Origin of the sequence: Streptomyces solicamelliae (genome assembly GCF_045348655.1) — a bacterium.
GTDB classification, from domain to species: Bacteria; Actinomycetota; Actinomycetes; order Streptomycetales; family Streptomycetaceae; genus Streptomyces; species Streptomyces solicamelliae.
Genome location: NZ_CP160404.1, coordinates 5,956,085 through 5,973,161, shown reverse-complemented (window position 1 = coordinate 5,973,161; position 17,077 = coordinate 5,956,085). Strand labels below are relative to the sequence as shown.

Genomic DNA, 17,077 nt, shown 5'->3' with positions numbered 1-17,077 from the left:
GCGGGCGCGGTCAGGGCAGCTTGCCGCTCCAGAAGGCGGACGGCCTACTACTGAACCCAACGGTGACCTCGACGTCCACCACCTGCCCGGCGTCCGGTGGCAGGTCGAAGCCGTACGTGGCGATGGCCTTCTTACCTGGAAGCACGGCTCCGGAAAGGCCCAGGACATTGCTCTCCGCGTCGGCGACGGTGGCGAGCTCTCGGCCGTCCCCGTCCCGAGCCCGTACCGCCACGGTCGCCAGCTCCAACCTCGCGTCGCTGCCGTTGGTCACCGCAACGTCGACGGACACCGCCTTGTATCCGGCCTTGTGTCCGGCGGCGCCTTCGAAGGGCGTGAAGGTTTTGAGCCCGGACACGGTCACCTCGATCCCGTCCGGATACTTCTGCGTATCGCCGAAGGCATGGACGTCAGCAGTGCCACCGGCCGGCGACGGACTGTCCGCCGCGGACGGCGCAATGCTGGTGGCTGCCTCGGTCGGGGGCCCGGCGGTCTGCCGGGAGGCCCCATTGCCGCCCTCGTCCTCCCCGAACGCGCCGACGCCGACCAAAATCCCCACAACACCCACCGTCAGGGCCACCACGCAGGCGATGATGAGGGCGACGACCCACCGCCTCCGTGGCGGCGGCGCCTGCGACGGCCGACTCTGCAACGGCCCGGCCGGCGGCCCGGCGGGACCTCCGGCGCTGCCGCCCGGCGGCGGACCTGGAACCTTCTCCTTGGCCATGCATGCCTCCGCCGCTCAGAACGGCGCACTTCGACACCGTCAGCGTAAGCCGAGCAGATCAACAGCGCATGCGGTCGTCCGTGCGGGAGCAACGTTCCGAACTGCCGCCCGACGGCGTCGCCGTCATGACGCGCGTGCCCGCCATCCCTGCGGAGAGATGCGGGCACGCGCGGGGCCTCGGAAGGCTGGGTTCACAGCTGGGCTGTGGCGTAGCCGGTGAGGAGGACGGTGAGGCCGCCTATTTCGCCGGCTGCGAGGACGTACATGATGCGGTTCGTGCTCTTCGGGGCGTTGTGCATCTGGTTCTGGGTGGTCTTTTTGAGGCCGAGCCAGGTGTATTTGGCGATCGCGGAGGCGAAGAGGGTGACGACCACCGCGGCCGCCGTCAGGTTCACGGCTTGTGGCCAGGCGGAGAACTGGACGAGGGCTGCCAGGACGGCCGTTGCGAAGGAGTACAGCAGGGCGGCCTGGTGGGCGACGTCGATGTAGCGGTGCGCTCGGCCGTCCGGTGACGACGCCATGGCACGCCATTTCCACACGCCGAGCAGCATGGCGGCGAGGAGGATGAGCCCGGCCGAGAAGAGGACCAGGGCTGCGTCCGTGTGCATCGTCATCCCTTCAACCAGGTGAGGAACTGGCTCCACAGGCCGGTGTGTTCAGTGCTTCGGCTCTCGATCCGGGACGGCTCGGGGGCGGCGGGGGCGACGCGGCGGCGCATGGGCTGGACGGGGGTGAAGCGGGCCGGAAGTGCCGCCAGGGCCCGGTTGAACGGGCCGGGGCGCCAGGTCAGGCTGGTCTCCGGTACGGCGAGTTCGACGTCGGGGATCTGGTTCAGGAGGTTCTCGACGGCGGTCACCGTGATCTGCCGGGCGGGCTCCTTGGAGGGGCAGGCGTGCGGTCCGGCGCTCCAGGCGAGGTGGGCCCGGTTGCCGGGCGCCTGGCGCGCGGCCGCCAGGGCCGGGTCGGTGTTGGCGGCCGCCAGGCTGACCAGGACCAGGTCGCCCGCGCGTACCTCCCGGCCGCCGAGGTCCATGTCGGCGACCGGGTAGTGCGCCGAGAAGTTCTGGATGGGCGGGTTCTCCCACAGCGTGTCGTTGATCGCGTCGTCGATCAGGACGTTCACGCGGGCCCGCCGGTCGAGGGTGAGCAGGCGGTGCAGGGTGTTGCCCATGAGGTTCCGCAGCGGTTCGTTGCCCGCCACGAACAGCACGCAGAGCTCGTTGATCAGCTCCCCGTCGTTCAGCGCCGCCGGATGCTGCGTCAGCCACGTGGTGACGTCGTCGCCCGGCGCGGCCCGCTTGAGCGCCACCAGTTCGCCGACGGCCTCGTGCAGGACCCGGATCGCCCGGCCGGCGTCGACCCCGTCGAACATGCCGGTGATGCCGTACACGATGAGGTCGCCGATCTCGGCGGGGCAGCCGAAGATCTCGTTGAACACGATCAGCGGCACCTGCCCGGCGTAGTCGCCGAGCAGATCGGCCGATCCGCGGGGGCTGAACCGGGCGATGAGGTAGTCCGAGACCTGCTCGGTGGTCCGGGTCAGCCGGCCCGCGTCGACGCGGTTCATGCTGTCGGTGATCGCCTGGCGCAGCCGGTGGTGTTCCGCGCCGTCGGCGAACACGCAGTGGGGCTGGTACCCGAGCACCGGCAGGACCGGGCTGTCGAGGGGGATCCGACCTTCGCCGAGATCGCGCCAGCGGCGCGAGTCCCTGGATAACGCGGTTCCGGAGTTCTGCAGCAACTGCCGTGCCGTCGCGTAGTCGGTGACGAGCGTCGCCTCCACCCCGGGGGCGAGCTCCACGGGCGCCGTCGGACCGTAGTGGCGCAGGTAGGCGTAGTACCCCTGCGGATCGGCCGCGAACTCCGGCCCGTACAGCGGCACTCGGCCGCCACTGTTGTGGGCCGGGCATCCCGGCGGCGGTCCGGGCGGCCCTGCGGGTTGAGGTCTCAAGTCGACTCCTGAGTACGTCAGTTCGGACTTGGATCGTATGAGCTAGGTGATCGTCGCGGGGCGAGAACGCGATCGGCCGACCGGAGCCGGACGGAGGACGGCGGACGGCGAGCGGAGGACGGCGAGCGGAGGACGGCGGACGGCGAGCGGAGGACGGCGAGCGGAGGACGGCGGACGGCGGACGGAGGACAGCGACCGGCGCGCGGCGAGCGGAGGACGGCGGGCGAGTGCGGAAAACGCGAGAGAGGGTTGCGACGTTGCGTCACAACCCTCATCCATGCACTACAGAGAGTGTCCGAGGGGGGACTTGAACCCCCACGCCCGATAAAGGGCACTAGCACCTCAAGCTAGCGCGTCTGCCATTCCGCCACCCGGACTAGGTGTTTTTGCCGCTTTGGGGTGTTCCCCGCGGCGACATGGATAACTCTACCAGGGGTTCCCGGCGGCTTTCACCAGCGTTTTCCGTGGTCAGTGGGGGGTCGGGGACCGGATTGTCGGGGTCTGGGGGATCTCGTGGCTTGCGGTGGACGCTGAGTGACAGACTGTGCGCCTGCGGTAGCGAGAGGTGCGAGGGAGCCTTAGCCTGCGCCGGTGAGCTACCTGTCCGAGTACCGCAGGCCCAGGATGCTGTCCCCGGTGCGGGAGCATCTGCGGGACACCTTCTGGTTCGCGCCGATGGCCGCCATGGCGGCGGTGTTCCTGCTGTGGTGGGGCTGCGCCGAGCTGGACGAGGCGATCATCGCGTCGCTGAAGGACTCCGGGGAGCACGAGGCCGTCCGCGAGCTGATGGGGATCACCCAGGACGCGAAGACCATCGTCACCACGGTCAGCTCCGCCATGCTGACCTTCATCGGTGTGGTCTTCTCGATCTCCCTCGTCGCCCTGCAGATGGCGATCGGGCAGCTCAGCCCCCGCATCGTGCGGATCTTCATCCGGAGCCGGATCACCAAGGCGACCTTCTCCGTCTTCCTGGCGACCTTCCTGCTGTCGCTGCTGGTGCTCACCTCGTACGACGCCGCGGCCGACCCGCGGCTCGTCGCGACCGTGCCCCTGATCCAGTCGCTGCTGACGCTGATCATGGTGCTGCTGAGTCTGATGCTGTTCGTGGCGTACGTGAACTCCACGCTGCGCCTGATGCGCGTGGCACACGTGGTGGACCGGATCACCACCGAGTCGTTCCGGGTCCTGGCGAAGACCCCGCGGTCCGACGCCGACGTCGCCGAGGGTCTCGGGGAGCCCGACGAGTACCTGATGCACCGCGGCCGCGCCGGAGTCGTACGGGACGTCGACGTCGCCCTGCTCGTCCGTGCCGCGCGCCGGTACGGCGTCGTCCTGCGACTGGTGCCGCGGATCGGGGACTTCGTGGTGCCCGGGACGCCGCTGCTGGCCGTGCACGGGGGGCGGCTGCGCCGCCGGCTGAGGTCCACCGTGTACGTCGGCGTCGAGCGGACCTTCCACCAGGACCTCGGCTTCGGCCTGCGGCAGCTCGCCGACATCGGGCTGCGGGCCCTCTCCCCCGCGGTCAACGACCCGACCACCGCGGTGCAGTGCCTGGACCGGATCGTCCAGTTCCTCGCCGCGCTCGCCCGGCGGCCGCTCGGCACGGTCGGGCACCTCGACCGCGAGGGCGTGGTGCGGCTGGTGCAGGAGGTGCCGGGCTGGACGGACCTCGTCGACCTCGGCCTCACCGAGCTGCGCGGCTGTGCCCCCGGCAACCCGCAGATCTCGCGGCGCATGCTCGCCGGGCTGGACGACCTGCTGACGCTCGCCCCGGAGGAGCGGCGGGAACCGCTGCTGCGCCACCGCGCGCTCCTCGTCGAGATCGTGGAGCGGACGACCGTCGAACCCGCGGACCGGATCTTCGCCCTGGAGCCGGACCGCCAGGGGATCGGCTGAGCCGGCCGGGGCGGCGCGGGTCAGGGGATGTCGCGGGTCAGGGGACGCGGACGACCTGGCCCGCGTACGAGAGGTTGCCGCCGAAGGCGAAGAGGAGGGCCGGGGCGCCGGACGGGATCTCCCCGCGTTCGACGAGCTTGGACAGCGCCATCGGGACGGACGCGGCGGAGGTGTTGCCGGACTCGGTGACATCGCGGGCGACGACCGCGTTCACCGCGCCGATCTTCTGCGCGAGGGGCTCGATGATGCGCAGGTTCGCCTGGTGGAGCACCACCGCGGCGAGGTCCTCCGGCGCCAGCCCGGCCTTCTCGCAGACCTGGCGGGCGATCGGCGGGAGCTGGGTGGTGGCCCAGCGGTAGACGGCCTGGCCCTCCTGGGCGAAGCGCGGCGGGGTGCCCTCGATCCGGACCGCGTGGCCCATCTCCGGGACCGAGCCCCACAGCACCGGGCCGATCGCGGGCGTCTCCTCGGTGCCGTCGGTGGCCTCGACGACGACCGCGCCCGCACCGTCGCCGACCAGGACGCAGGTGGTGCGGTCGGTCCAGTCGGTGATCTCGGTCATCTTGTCCGCGCCGATGACCAGGGCGCGGCGCGCGGAGCCGGCCCGTACGGCGTGGTCGGCGGTGGCCAGGGCGTGCGTGAAGCCGGCGCAGACCACGTTGAGGTCGAGGGTGGCCGGGGCGGTCATGCCGAGCCGGGCGGCGACGCGGGCGGCGGTGTTCGGGGAGCGGTCGATCGCGGTGGAGGTGGCCACGAGCACGAGGTCGACGTCGGCCGGGGCGAGGCCGGCGGCGGCCAGCGCCTTCGCGCCGGCGTGCGCGGCGAGCTCGTCGACCGGCTCGTCGGGGCCCGCGACGTGCCGGGTGCGGATGCCGACCCGGCTGGTGATCCACTCGTCGCTGGTGTCGACCAGCGCGGCCAGGTCGGCATTGGTCAGCACCTTGGCGGGCTGATAGTGGCCGAGCCCGGCGATGCGAGAGCCGGTCATGCCCGGGACCCCCTTGACGTTCGTACGGCGTGCAGGAATTTCCTCGGCGTGCAGGAATTTCCCAGTCTTGCCAGCGACTGATCAGTAACCCCTGAGGTAAACCACCAAGATTCCCCCGAGCGGGTTGGGAGACCGCCACAACGGCCGCTCCGCGGCGGGGCCGGCCGCGCGCGTGCAGGACAATGGGTGACGTCGAGTCTTCGCAGGATCGGGTGTGGGCATGGGACGGGTCACCGAACGACGCCGCGTCATAAGGATCCGGGGCGGTGTGGACGCGGGCGCCCGCGCCGACACCCTGGTCGCGGAGGAGCCGCTGGAGATCCGGCTGAACGGCCGGCCCCTGGCGATCACCATGCGCACGCCGGGCGACGACTTCGCGCTGGCCGCCGGGTTCCTGGTCAGCGAGGGGGTGCTCGCGGAGGCCTCGGACGTGCGGAACATCGTGTACTGCGCCGGTGCCAAGGACGACGGCACGAACACGTACAACGTGGTGGACGTGCAGCTCGCGCCGGGCGTCGCGGTCCCCGACATCACCCTGGAGCGGAACGTCTACACGACCTCGTCGTGCGGGCTGTGCGGCAAGGCGAGCCTCGACGCGGTACGGACCACGGCCCGCTTCGCGATCGCCGACGAGCCGCCGCTGCGGCTGACGCCCGGACTGCTCGCCGCACTCCCGGACCGGCTGCGCGCCGCGCAGAAGGTGTTCGACCGGACGGGCGGGCTGCACGCGGCGGCGCTGTTCTCGGAGGACGGCGAGCTGCTCGACGTACGGGAGGACGTGGGCCGGCACAACGCCGTGGACAAGCTGGTCGGCCGGGCGCTGCAGGCGGGGCTGCTGCCGCTGCGGCGGGCGGTGCTGCTGGTGTCCGGGCGGGCCTCCTTCGAGCTGGCGCAGAAGGCCGTGATGGCCGGCATCCCGGTGCTCGCCGCGGTGTCCGCGCCGTCCTCGCTGGCGGTGGACCTGGCCGCGGAGACCGGGCTGACGCTGGTCGGCTTCCTGCGCGGGGACGACATGAACGTGTACGCGGGCGACCACCGCATCGCCCTGGAGGCCGGGGCCGGGACCGGCGCCGCCAGGGCCTGATGGGTCGGACTCGTCAGTTCTTCGGCGGGTCGACCATCTGGAGTTCCAGGGTGGCCGGGGGTTTCGCCATGCCGGGGCCGCCGGCCTCGGTCCAGGCGAGGATGTCGTCCAGGGCGTCGTCGTCGAGGGTGAAGCCGATCCAGGCCGCCCGGCCGCCGCGCCGGCGGCCCTCCGTGGACGGCTGGACGACCACGATGTTGGCCTGGGCGCACGGCCCGAGGCAGTCACTGGTGCGGACGACGAGCCGACCGCCGGAGGCGGCGGCCGCGGCGCGCAGCCGGGCGAGCTGGGCGGCGTGGTCGGTGCCGGGGTTCTTGCGCGGGTCGCCGCAGCAGCAGCCCCGGCAGACGACCAGGCTGCAGGGGCGGGGGCCGAAGGCGCGTATCGGGGGACGGTTCACGCGGCGCCGTCCGCGTCCGGGGCATCAAGTGCGGGCATGGCAGCACCGTAGCCGCCCGGATGATCATCGTTGGACGGTGGTGGCGGGATCGGGCCGTCGCCCCACCGTCTCCGCCTCCTCCTCGCCGGGCTCCGCTCCTTCCTCGTCGCGCGCCCGGCGCCTGGCGATCACCGCGCAGACCATCAGCTGCATCTGGTGGAACAGCATGAGCGGCAGCACGGCGAGGGCGGCCTGCGCGCCGAACAGCACGCTCGCCATGGGCAGTCCGGCGGCGAGGCTCTTCTTCGAGCCGGCGAACTGGATCGCGATGCGGTCCGCCCGCCCGAAGCCGAGGCGCTTCGCGCCGTACCAGGTCAGCGCCAGCATCACCGCGAGCAGCACCGCCTCGACGGCGAGCAGCAGCGCCAGCCTGGCCGGGGTGACCTGGGACCAGATGCCCTGGACCATGCCCTGGCTGAAGGCCGTGTAGACCACGAGGAGGATCGAGCCGCGGTCCACGTAGCCGAGGAGCTTCTTGTGCCTCAGCAGGAAGCCGCCGATCCAGCGGCGCAGGGCCTGGCCGGCGAGGAACGGGACCAGCAGCTGGAAGACGATCTTCAGCAGCGAGTCGGCGGAGAAGCCGCCCGCGCTGCCGCCGAGCAGCGCCGCCGCGAGCAGCGGGGTGAGCACGATGCCGGCCAGCGACGAGAAGGAGCCCGCGCAGATCGCGGCGGGCACGTTGCCGCGGGCGATCGAGGTGAAGGCGATCGACGACTGGATGGTGGACGGCACCAGGCAGAGGAAGAGCAGTCCGCTGTGGAGGGGCGGGGTGAGGACGGCGGGGACCAGCCCCTTCGCCGCCAGACCGAGCAGCGGGAAGACCGCGAAGGTGCAGATCAGGACGGTGAGGTGGAGCCGCCAGTGACGCAGTCCGTCCAGCGCCTCACGGGTCGAGAGCCGCGCCCCGTACAGGAAGAACAGCAGCGCGATCGCGGCGGTCGACGCCCCGCCGACGACGTCTGCGGCCGTGCCGGACGCGGGCAGCAGCGCGGCGAGGCCCACGGTCCCGAGCAACAGGAGTATGTACGGGTCGATCGGCAGCCGGGACGGCAGGAGGGTGGTGCGGCGGCTCATGTGCGACGGCTCTCGGTTCGATTGCTCTGCCATCCTCCTCGACCCGCCGCCGATCGGGAATCCCGTACAGCGCACTGACTGTCATCACGGATCGCGATGACCGCGTTAGCCTGGCGAGGTGTACGAGACCTCCCAGCTCCGCACCTTCCTCGCCGTTGCGCAGACCCTGAGCTTCACGCAGGCCGCGCGCCGGCTCGGGCTGCGGCAGTCGACGGTGAGCCAGCACGTGCGGCGGCTGGAGGATGCGACGGGGCGGCCGCTGTTCACGCGGGACACGCACAGCGTGGAGCTGACCGAGGACGGCCAGGCCATGCTCGGCTTCGCCGGCACGATCCTGCAGGCGCACGAGCGGGCCGCCGCGTTCTTCGCCGGGACCCGGCTGCGCGGGCGGCTGCGGTTCGGGGCGTCGGAGGACTTCGTGCTGACCCGGCTGCCGGAGATCCTGGAGTCCTTCCGGCGCGCGCACCCGGAGGTCGACCTCGAGCTGACGGTCGAGCTGTCGGGGATCCTGAACGCCCGGCTCGAGGCGGGGCGGCTCGATCTGATCCTGGCCAAGCGGCGGGGCGAGGAGACCCAGGGCGAGCTGGTCTGGCAGGACGCGCTGATCTGGATCGGGGCGCCCCGGCTGCGGCTCGACCCGGACCGTCCGGTGCCGCTGATCGTCTTCCCGCCGCCGGGGATCACCCGGGCCCGCGCCCTGGAGGCGCTGGAGGCGCAGGGCCGGCCGTGGCGGATCGCGTGCACGAGCAGCAGCCTGAGCGCGAACGTGGCGGCGGCACGGGCGGGCCTCGGCGTGATGGCCCACACCCGGGGCCTGGTGCCGCCGGGCCTGGAGCCGGTGCCGGCGCGGGCGGGACTGCCGGAGCTCGGCGGCGTGGACTTCGTCCTCCGCAAGGGGCGGCGCGGCGGCGCGACGCAGGAGGCGGCGGACGCGCTGGCCACGGCGATCCTGGCCGGCGGCGACCGGCTGCAGCGCCCGCGCTGAGGGGCGGTCCGGAGCACCCACCTTGAGCGGTGGCCGAAATCGCTCACCCCTGGTCGCCGCGTGACAGGCAGGTACGGATTCTGTGGAGATTCGGCTGCGCGCGACGTACCGACCGGTCGGCAACCGGCCCCGAACGCCAGTTCCTTGGCCGTGTTTCCGGCGCTGACCTGTACTGATGCCGGATGTCCGGACTTGGTGAAGGCCCTCCCGCCCGGCTTCCCCGTGGGGTACCGTCACCGGCGCCGTGCGGGGCGTCACCAGTCGCTCCGGGGAGCAGGGCGAGGAGCAGCTCATTGCGCGAGTTCACCGTGCCGCCGGTCGAGGCGGCGCCTCAGGTCGGGGGTCTGGCGGACGCCGTCTTCGATCACGCCTCGGCGACACCCGACAAGGTGGTCCTGGGACGCAAGGACGCGTCGGGTGTGTGGCAGGACGTGACCGCGGCGCGGTTCCGCGACGAGGTGCTGGGCCTGGCGAAGGGACTGATCGCGCAGGGCGTACGGTTCGGCGACCGGGTCGCGCTGATGTCGCGTACGCGGTACGAGTGGACGCTCTTCGACTTCGCGCTGTGGGCGATCGGCGCCCAGTCGGTACCGGTGTACCCGACCTCGTCCGCCGATCAGGTGCTGTGGATGCTGCACGACGCCGAGGTCACGGCGTGCGTGGTGGAGCACGAGGACCACGCGATGACCATCGGCTCGGTGGTGGACCGGCTGCCCCGGCTGCAGCGCCTGTGGCAGATGGACGCGGGCGCGGTCGAGGAACTGACGGACGCGGGCACGGAGATCGACGACGAGGTCGTGCACCGGCACCGCCGCGCGGTGACGCCGGAGTCGACCGCCACGATCATCTACACCTCGGGCACGACCGGCCGCCCGAAGGGCTGCGTGATCACCCACTCCAACTTCATGTTCGAGTCGGACATGCTGACCGGCCGCTGGGAGCCGGTGTTCCACTCGAAGCCCGGTGACGAGGCGTCGACGTTGCTGTTCCTGCCGCTGGCGCACGTCTTCGGGCGGATGGTGGAGGTGGCGGCGATCCGCAGCGGGGTGAAGCTGGGGCACCAGCCGGTGCTGCAGGCGTCGGCGCTGCTGCCGGATCTGGCGGCGTTCCGGCCCTCGTTCATCCTGGCGGTGCCGTACATCTTCGAGAAGGTCTTCCACGCGGCGCGGCGCAAGGCGGAGGGCGGCGGGAAGGCCGGCGCCTTCGACAAGGCCGTGGACGTGGCGGTGAAGTACGCGGAGGCCCTGGAGCACAAGGCGTTCGGGCTCGGGCCGGGGCCGTCGGCGACGCTGCGGGTGCAGCACCAGTTCTTCGAGAAGCTGGTGTACACGAAGGTCCGCGACGCGATGGGCGGACGGGTGCGGCACGCGATGTCCGGCGGTTCGGGCATGGAGCGGCGGCTCGGGCTGTTCTTCGAGGGCGCGGGCGTGACGATCTTCGAGGGGTACGGGCTGACGGAGTCGTCGGCCGCGGCGACCGCGAACCCGCCGGAGCGCACGAAGTACGGCACCGTGGGCATGCCGGTGCCGGGGACGACGGTGCACATCGCGGAGGACGGCGAGGTGTGGCTGCGCGGCGGCCACGTGTTCTCCGGGTACCTGAACAATCCGCAGGCCACGCAGCAGGTGATGAACGACGGCTGGCTGGCCACCGGGGACCTGGGCGCGCTGGACGAGGAGGGCTATCTGACGATCACCGGGCGCAAGAAGGAGATCCTGGTGACCTCGGGCGGCAAGAGCGTCTCGCCCGTGGGTCTGGAGGAGCGGGTGCGCCAGCATCCGCTGGTGGCCCAGTGCATCGTGGTCGGCAACGACCGGCCGTACATCGCGGCGCTGATCACCATCGACCCGGAGGCCGTCGAGCACTGGCTGTCGATCCAGGGGCGTACGTCGCTGACACCGGCGGAGCTGGTACGCGATCCCGCGCTGGAGACGGAGATCCGGCGGGCCGTGGTGGCGGCCAACACGCTGGTCTCGCAGACGGAGTCGATCCGTACCTTCCGGATCCTGGCGCATCCGTTCACCGAGGAGCACGGGCTGCTCACGCCGTCGCTGAAGCTGAAGCGGAAGGCGATCGAGCAGGCGTACGCGACGGAGGTCGACGCGCTGTACGGGTGAGGGCGTGCCGCCGCGGCGGCTCCCCCGGCGCGCCGGGGACAGCATGCCTGACGCATCGTCAATTGACGCTGCATCAGTTATTGACGGTTCATCAGGTCGGTCACAGAATGCGGTCACTCGACGGAGGGACGACCGACGTGTTGCGACCGATCCGCACCCTGGCCGCCGCGGCAGCGGCGCTGCTCCTGGCCACCGCCTGCAACTCCGCCTCCACCGGCGGGACTTCCCAGAAGCCCGGCGACTCCGTACGCGGAGTCACCGCCGACACGGTCAAGGTCGGCGGCATCGTCTCCATGACCACCGCGAGCGGTTACTCGAAGAAGGACACCGACCTCGGGGCGCGCGCCCGCTACGCGCGCGCCAACGCCGAAGGCGGCATCAACGGCCGGAGAATCGAGTACCTGGGCGCCGAGGACGACGGCCAGGACCCGGCACGCAACCTCGCCGCCGCCCGCAGACTCGTCCAGCAGGAGCAGGTGTTCGCGGTCGCGCCGATGAGCTCGGTCACCTTCGCCGGTGCGGACTTCCTCGACAGACAGAAAGTGCCCACGATCGGCTGGGGCACGCTGCCGTCGTTCTGCGGACCGAAGCACATCTACGGATTCAACGGCTGCCTCGTCCCCATGCCGGGCGGCACCCTCAACCAGACCTGGCCGGAGGGCCTGGCCACGGTGCTCGGCGGGGCCCGCGGCAAGTCGGTCGCGCTGCTCGCCAACGACAACGACGCGGGCAAGTTCGGCATCCGCACGTTCACCCAGGGCTTCAAGGCGGCCGGCTACCGGGTCGCGTACGCGAAGGCCGCCGTGCCCGCGACCTCGCTGCCGAGCGACTGGTCGGCGTACACCAAGGAGATCCTGCGCTCGGCGAACGGCGGGGCGCCGGACGCGGTGATCTCGGTGATGCAGACCCCGTACAACATCGGCCTGTTCACGGCGCTGAAGCGGGCCGGGTACCGGGGCGTGCTGTCCGACCCGACGGACTACGACCCCGGGCTGCTCGCCAAGGACGCCACCCGGCAGGCCCTCGACGGGGTGCATGTCCTGCTGCAGTTCCAGCCCTTCGAGGCGGACACACCGGCGATGCGGCAGTTCAAGGCGGACATCAGGAAGGCGGCCGGCGGCAAGGAGGTACCGCTCAACATGCACATGATGACCGGGTACATGAGCGCCGACCTCTTCCTGTCGATCGCCGCCGAGGCCGGCAAGGACCTCACCGTGGAGTCCTTCCAGAAGGCCGCCGCGGGCTTCTCCGACAACGGCACGCTGGTCGGCGACCGGGCCGAGCCGCGCGGGCAGAAGGAGAGCTTCGGCTGCGGGGCCCTGGTGCGGCTGAAGAACGGGCGGTACGAGATCGCCGTGCCGTTCACGTGCTACGAGCCGATCCCCTTCGGATAGGGGCCGGCGACCGTGGGCGACCTGCTGGGCTTCGGCTTGAGCGGTCTGGTCTCGGGTGCGCTGTACGCGTTGCTCGCGACCGGGCTCGTGCTGTCGTACTCCGCCTCCGGGCTGTTCAACTTCGCGCACGGCGCGACCGCGTACCTGTGCGCGCTGACCTTCTACGAGTTGCACTCCGGCTTCGGCTGGCCGGCCGTGCCGACGGCGCTGCTGCTGGTGTTCGTGGTCGCGCCGGGCATCGGCTGGGGGCTGGACCGGCTGATGTTCCGCAAGCTGGCGAAGGTCGGCGAGACCGCGCAGATCGTCGCCACCATCGGTCTGCTCGTCGCGCTGCCGGCGGCGGGGCTCGGACTGGTGGAACTGCTGGAGCGGGCGGGCGCGCCGGTGAAGCCGGCGGAGAACCAGTTCGGGCTGCCGGGGGTCGGGCCGAGCCCGGCGGTGTCCTGGCAGCCGCTGGACGGGGTCGGCGTGGACTCCGACCAGCTGATCACCTGGCTGGCGACGGCCGTCGCGGCGGCCGCCCTGTGGCTGCTGCTGCGGCACACCCGGCTCGGGCTGCGGCTGCGGGCGTCGGTCGACGACCGGGCGCTGGTGGAGCTGCGCGGGATCGACGCGGACCGGCTGTCGTCGGTGGCGTGGATGCTGTCGTCGGGGCTCGCCGGCCTGGCGGGCGTGCTGGCCACGCCGCTGCTCGGGCTCTCGGCGCACGACTACACGCTGTTCCTCTTCGTCTCGGCGACGGCGGCGGTGCTGGGGCGGTTCACGTCCGTGCCGCTGGCGTTCGCGGGCGGGCTCGGGCTCGGGGTGCTGCAGAACCTGGTGGCGGGGTACGCGTCGTTCGCGGAGTCGCTGACCGGTTTCCGTACGGCGGTGCCGTTCCTGATCCTGTTCGGCGGACTCCTGGTCCTGGCCCGGCGGCAGCGGGCCGCGGGGACGGCGGCGGTGGACCCGCCGCCGGTGGACTATCTGGAGGGCCGGTCGTGGGCGCGGCGGTGGGGCGTGTGGGCGGCGGCGGGAGCGCTGACGGCGCTCGCGTTCTACACGGTGACCACGCCCTTCTGGAGCGGGATCCTGGCGCAGGGGCTGGCGATCGGGCTGGTGTTCCTGTCGTTCACGGTGGTGACCGGGCTCGGCGCGATGGTGTCGCTGGCGCAGGCGACGTTCGTGACGGGCGCGGCGCTGGTGGCGGGGCTGCTGATGAGCCGCGGGGTGCCGTTCGCGGCGGCGGCCCTGGTCGGGACGGTCGCGGCGGCGCTCCTTGGCGCGGTGGTGGCGTTGCCTGCGCTGCGGCTGGGCGGGCGGTCACTGGCGCTCGCCACGCTGGCGCTGGCGTTCCTGGCGGACCAGGTCCTGTTCCAGTTCCGGTGGCTGCGGAACGGTGACACCGGGTGGGAGGTGCCGCGGCCGGTGCTCGGGCCGCTGGACCTGAGCGACGACCGGGCGTTCGGGGTGGCGCTGGTGGTGCTGTGCGGCGCGGTGGTCTGGGGGCTGACCCGGCTGCGGGAGTCACCGTGGGGCCGGGCGATGCTGGCGGTCCGCTCGGCGCCGGCGGCCGCGGCGGCGTCCGGGGTGTCGGTGGTACGGACGAAGCTGCTGCTGTTCACGGTGTCGGCGGGGCTCGCGGGGTTCGGGGGCGTGCTGTACGCCTCGTACAACACGCGGATCACGGCGACGGACTTCACCGCGATGACGGGGCTGGTGTGGCTGGCGGTCGTGGTCGCGGCGGGGGTACGCCGGCCGCAGTTCGCCGTGGTGGCGGGACTGGTGTACGCGCTGGTCCCGCATCTGCTGTCGCAGTACGTGACCGAGTCCGCGCATCTGCCGGTGATCCTCTTCGGCCTGGCGGGCCTCGCCCTGGCGAACGACCCGGACGGCTACTGCGCGGCGGTCCCCACGCGGCTGCACGCGCGGCGGCGGGCGCGGGCGGGCGGCGCCGGCGCGGCCGCTCCCCCGCCCCGCCCCTTCCCGGAACCGGGGGCGGGTCGCCGGGTCCCTGCCACCGCTGCGGACGGTGGTGAGACGCCCGCGCTGGAGTTGCGGGGCGTCCGGGCCGGGTACGGCGGGGCCGCTGTCGTGGAAGGGGTCGATCTCTCCGTGCGGCGGGGGGAGATCGTCGTGCTGCTCGGGGCCAACGGGGCCGGGAAGTCGTCCGTCTGCCGGGTGGCCGCCGGGGTGTTGAGGGCCACGCACGGGGAGGTGTACGTGTCCGGGCGGGCCGCCACCGGGGACTCCGTCGTGGAGCGGGCGCGGCGCGGGGTGCTGCTGGCGCCCGAGGGGCGGGGGATCTTCGCCGGGCTGACCGTCGAGGAGAACCTCGCGCTCCGGCTGTCCGACCCCGACGACCGCGCCGCGGTGTACGCGCGCTTCCCCGCGCTCGCCGCGCGGCGGGCCGTCGCCGCCGGGGCGCTGTCCGGTGGCGAGCAGCAACTGCTGGCGCTCGCACCACTACTGCAGCGGCCGCCCGCCGTGCTCGTCGCCGACGAGCCGTCGCTCGGGCTCGCCCCGCGGGTCGTCGAGGAGGTGCACCGTCTGCTCACCGAACTCCGGGACGCCGGCACCGCGTTGCTCCTCGTCGAGGAGAAGGCCGCCGAGGTGCTGGGCATCGCGGACACCGTCGCGTACCTGACGCGGGGCCGGGTCGCCTGGTGCGGCCCCCGCGCGGAGGTGGACCCCGAGCGGCTCACCGAGGCCTATCTGGGATGGAAGGCAGGCGTATGAACGACGCCGTGCTGGCAGCGTCGGGGATCGGTGTGCGGTTCGGCGGCGTGCGTGCGCTGCACGACGTCTCTGTCGCCGTCCGCCCGGGCGAGATCTGCGGGCTCATCGGGCCCAACGGCGCCGGGAAGACCACGCTGTTCGACGTGCTGTCGGGGATGCGCCGGCCCGACGCCGGGCGGGTACGGCTCGCCGGTGTCGACGTCACCGCGCGGTCGCCCGTCTGGCGGGCCCGGCACGGGATGCGCCGCACGTTCCAACGGCAGCAGCTCTTCGGGCAGTTGACCGTCGCCGACAACCTGGTCGTCGCCCAGGAGGGCGGCCGGTGGCGGCGCGGCGGCACCGCGCGCTCCCGGGCGCGGGCCGCCGAGGTCCTCGCCGCCTGCGGGCTCGACGGGCTGGCGGGGGCGTACCCGGGCACGCTGCCCGTCGGGCTCGCCCGGACCGCCGAGCTGGCCCGGGCGCTGGCCGAGCCGCCGCGCGTGCTGCTCCTGGACGAGCCCGCCTCCGGGATGACCGAGGAGGAGCGGCAGCGCCTCGCCGGCGTCGTACGGCGGCTCGCCGCCGAGGAGGGCTGTGGAGTGCTGCTGGTCGAGCACGACGTCGGCTTCGTCATGGACCTGTGTTCCCGTGTCGTCGTGCTCGACCTGGGCGAGGTGCTCGCCGAGGGCTCCCCCGCGCGGGTCCGCGCCGATCCCGCCGTCCGGGACGCGTATCTCGGCAGCACGGAGGCGGGTGTGACGGAATGCGCTCCGCCGGATCCTCGTTGAAGGGGGGAGTACCCATCGACGACCGTAAGGATCGACCGCTCGTGAGCAACGCCACCGACGGCAGCAAGGTCCCCGCTCTCACGCTCAACAACGGCGTGGAGATGCCCCAGCTCGGCTTCGGCGTCTGGCAGGTGCCGGACGACGAGGCCACCCGGGCCGTCACCGCCGCTCTGGAGGCCGGATACCGCTCCATCGACACCGCCGCGATCTACGACAACGAGACCGGCACCGGCCGGGCCCTCGCCGACTCGGGCATCCCGCGCGACGAGCTGTTCGTCACCACGAAGCTGTGGAACAGCGAGCAGGGCTACGACTCCACCCTGCGCGCCTTCGACGCCTCCCTCGACCGGCTGGGCCTCGACCACGTGGACCTGTACCTGATCCACTGGCCGGTGCCGGCGAAGGACGCGTACGTCGACACCTACCGCGCCTTCGAGAAGATCCTGGCCGACGGCCGGGCTCGCGCGATCGGCGTGTCGAACTTCCTGCCCGAGCACCTGGAGCGGCTGATCGCCGAGACGTCCGTCGTCCCGGCGATCAACCAGATCGAGCTGCACCCGCAGCTCCAGCAGCGTGCCTCCCGCGAGGCGCACGCGCGGCACGGCATCGCCACCGAGGCCTGGTCGCCGCTGGGCCAGGGCCGGGGGCTGCTCGAGGTCCCGGCGATCGTCGCGATCGCGCAGAAGCACGGCCGCACCCCGGCCCAGGTCGTCCTGCGCTGGCACCTGCAGACCGGCAACGTGGTCATCCCGAAGTCGGTGACGCCGTCCCGCATCCGGGAGAACATCGAGGTCTTCGACTTCGAGCTGGACGCGGAGGACCTGGCCGGCATCGCCGCCCTCGACGAGAACCGCCGCCTGGGCCCGAACCCGGCCGAGTTCAACGCCGGAGCCTGACCTCCGGAGCCTGACCCGCTGAGCCTGACCCAAGGACCCGGCGC

The 17,077-nt window shown here is 72.4% G+C and carries 14 protein-coding genes and 1 tRNA gene; 8 read left to right on the top strand and 7 right to left on the bottom strand.

Annotated features, from left to right (window positions below; genetic code table 11):
- Positions 1 to 10 precede the first annotated feature (10 nt).
- The 4 genes from ABZO31_RS27555 to ABZO31_RS27540 form a co-directional block, all read right to left on the bottom strand.
- Complete coding sequence (locus ABZO31_RS27555; protein ID WP_406863989.1) at positions 11 to 724, bottom strand: DUF4352 domain-containing protein; 714 nt, start codon at positions 722 to 724, stop codon at positions 11 to 13.
- 191 nt (positions 725 to 915) lie between these two features.
- On the bottom strand, positions 916 to 1,332 hold the full coding sequence (locus tag ABZO31_RS27550; protein WP_406863988.1) for a hypothetical protein: 417 nt from the start codon (positions 1,330 to 1,332) through the stop codon (positions 916 to 918).
- A 2-nt stretch (positions 1,333 to 1,334) separates the two neighbouring features.
- The gene (locus tag ABZO31_RS27545; RefSeq protein ID WP_406863987.1) at positions 1,335 to 2,606 is read right to left on the bottom strand and encodes a cytochrome P450; all 1,272 of its coding nucleotides are present in this window, start codon (positions 2,604 to 2,606) and stop codon (positions 1,335 to 1,337) included.
- 361 nt (positions 2,607 to 2,967) lie between these two features.
- Positions 2,968 to 3,052 (bottom strand) — tRNA-Leu (locus ABZO31_RS27540).
- Between the two features lie 247 nt (positions 3,053 to 3,299).
- Here ABZO31_RS27540 and ABZO31_RS27535 point away from each other — a divergent pair.
- A complete protein-coding gene (locus tag ABZO31_RS27535) occupies positions 3,300 to 4,571 on the top strand; it encodes a DUF2254 domain-containing protein (RefSeq protein WP_406865499.1) in 1,272 nt (423 codons plus the stop codon).
- Positions 4,572 to 4,608: 37 nt separating this feature from the next.
- On the opposite strand, the gene ABZO31_RS27530 is transcribed toward ABZO31_RS27535, so the two are convergent.
- On the bottom strand, positions 4,609 to 5,559 hold the full coding sequence (locus tag ABZO31_RS27530) for a beta-ketoacyl-ACP synthase III (RefSeq protein ID WP_406863986.1): 951 nt from the start codon (positions 5,557 to 5,559) through the stop codon (positions 4,609 to 4,611).
- A 220-nt stretch (positions 5,560 to 5,779) separates the two neighbouring features.
- Here ABZO31_RS27530 and fdhD point away from each other — a divergent pair, with 220 nt between their 5' ends.
- The gene (gene fdhD, locus ABZO31_RS27525; RefSeq protein ID WP_406863985.1) at positions 5,780 to 6,643 is read left to right on the top strand and encodes a formate dehydrogenase accessory sulfurtransferase FdhD; all 864 of its coding nucleotides are present in this window, start codon (positions 5,780 to 5,782) and stop codon (positions 6,641 to 6,643) included.
- Positions 6,644 to 6,656: 13 nt separating this feature from the next.
- Here fdhD and ABZO31_RS27520 read toward each other — a convergent pair whose 3' ends face one another.
- Complete coding sequence (locus tag ABZO31_RS27520) at positions 6,657 to 7,043, bottom strand: (2Fe-2S) ferredoxin domain-containing protein (RefSeq protein WP_406863984.1); 387 nt, start codon at positions 7,041 to 7,043, stop codon at positions 6,657 to 6,659.
- Between the two features lie 63 nt (positions 7,044 to 7,106).
- Positions 7,107 to 8,156: a bile acid:sodium symporter family protein gene (locus tag ABZO31_RS27515; RefSeq protein ID WP_406863983.1), complete on the bottom strand. Its 1,050-nt coding sequence runs from the start codon at positions 8,154 to 8,156 to the stop codon at positions 7,107 to 7,109.
- 118 nt (positions 8,157 to 8,274) lie between these two features.
- Between ABZO31_RS27515 and ABZO31_RS27510 the strand changes: the two genes are divergently transcribed.
- The 6 genes from ABZO31_RS27510 to ABZO31_RS27485 all read left to right on the top strand — a co-directional run bounded on the left by ABZO31_RS27510 (position 8,275) and on the right by ABZO31_RS27485 (position 17,033).
- On the top strand, positions 8,275 to 9,141 hold the full coding sequence (locus tag ABZO31_RS27510) for a LysR substrate-binding domain-containing protein (protein WP_406863982.1): 867 nt from the start codon (positions 8,275 to 8,277) through the stop codon (positions 9,139 to 9,141).
- Between the two features lie 293 nt (positions 9,142 to 9,434).
- Entirely contained in the window at positions 9,435 to 11,258 is a 1,824-nt protein-coding gene (locus tag ABZO31_RS27505) for an AMP-dependent synthetase/ligase (RefSeq protein ID WP_406863981.1), read from the top strand.
- Between the two features lie 137 nt (positions 11,259 to 11,395).
- Positions 11,396 to 12,652, top strand: a complete 1,257-nt coding sequence (locus ABZO31_RS27500; RefSeq protein ID WP_406863980.1) for an ABC transporter substrate-binding protein — start codon at positions 11,396 to 11,398, stop codon at positions 12,650 to 12,652.
- Between the two features lie 12 nt (positions 12,653 to 12,664).
- A complete protein-coding gene (locus tag ABZO31_RS27495) occupies positions 12,665 to 15,370 on the top strand; it encodes an ABC transporter permease subunit (protein WP_406863979.1) in 2,706 nt (901 codons plus the stop codon).
- A complete protein-coding gene (locus ABZO31_RS27490; RefSeq protein WP_406863978.1) occupies positions 15,367 to 16,137 on the top strand; it encodes an ABC transporter ATP-binding protein in 771 nt (256 codons plus the stop codon). Before ABZO31_RS27495 ends, ABZO31_RS27490 begins: the two co-directional genes overlap by 4 nt.
- A gap of 101 nt (positions 16,138 to 16,238) precedes the next feature.
- Entirely contained in the window at positions 16,239 to 17,033 is a 795-nt protein-coding gene (locus ABZO31_RS27485; protein ID WP_406865497.1) for an aldo/keto reductase, read from the top strand.
- The last annotated feature ends 44 nt before the right edge of the window (positions 17,034 to 17,077 follow it).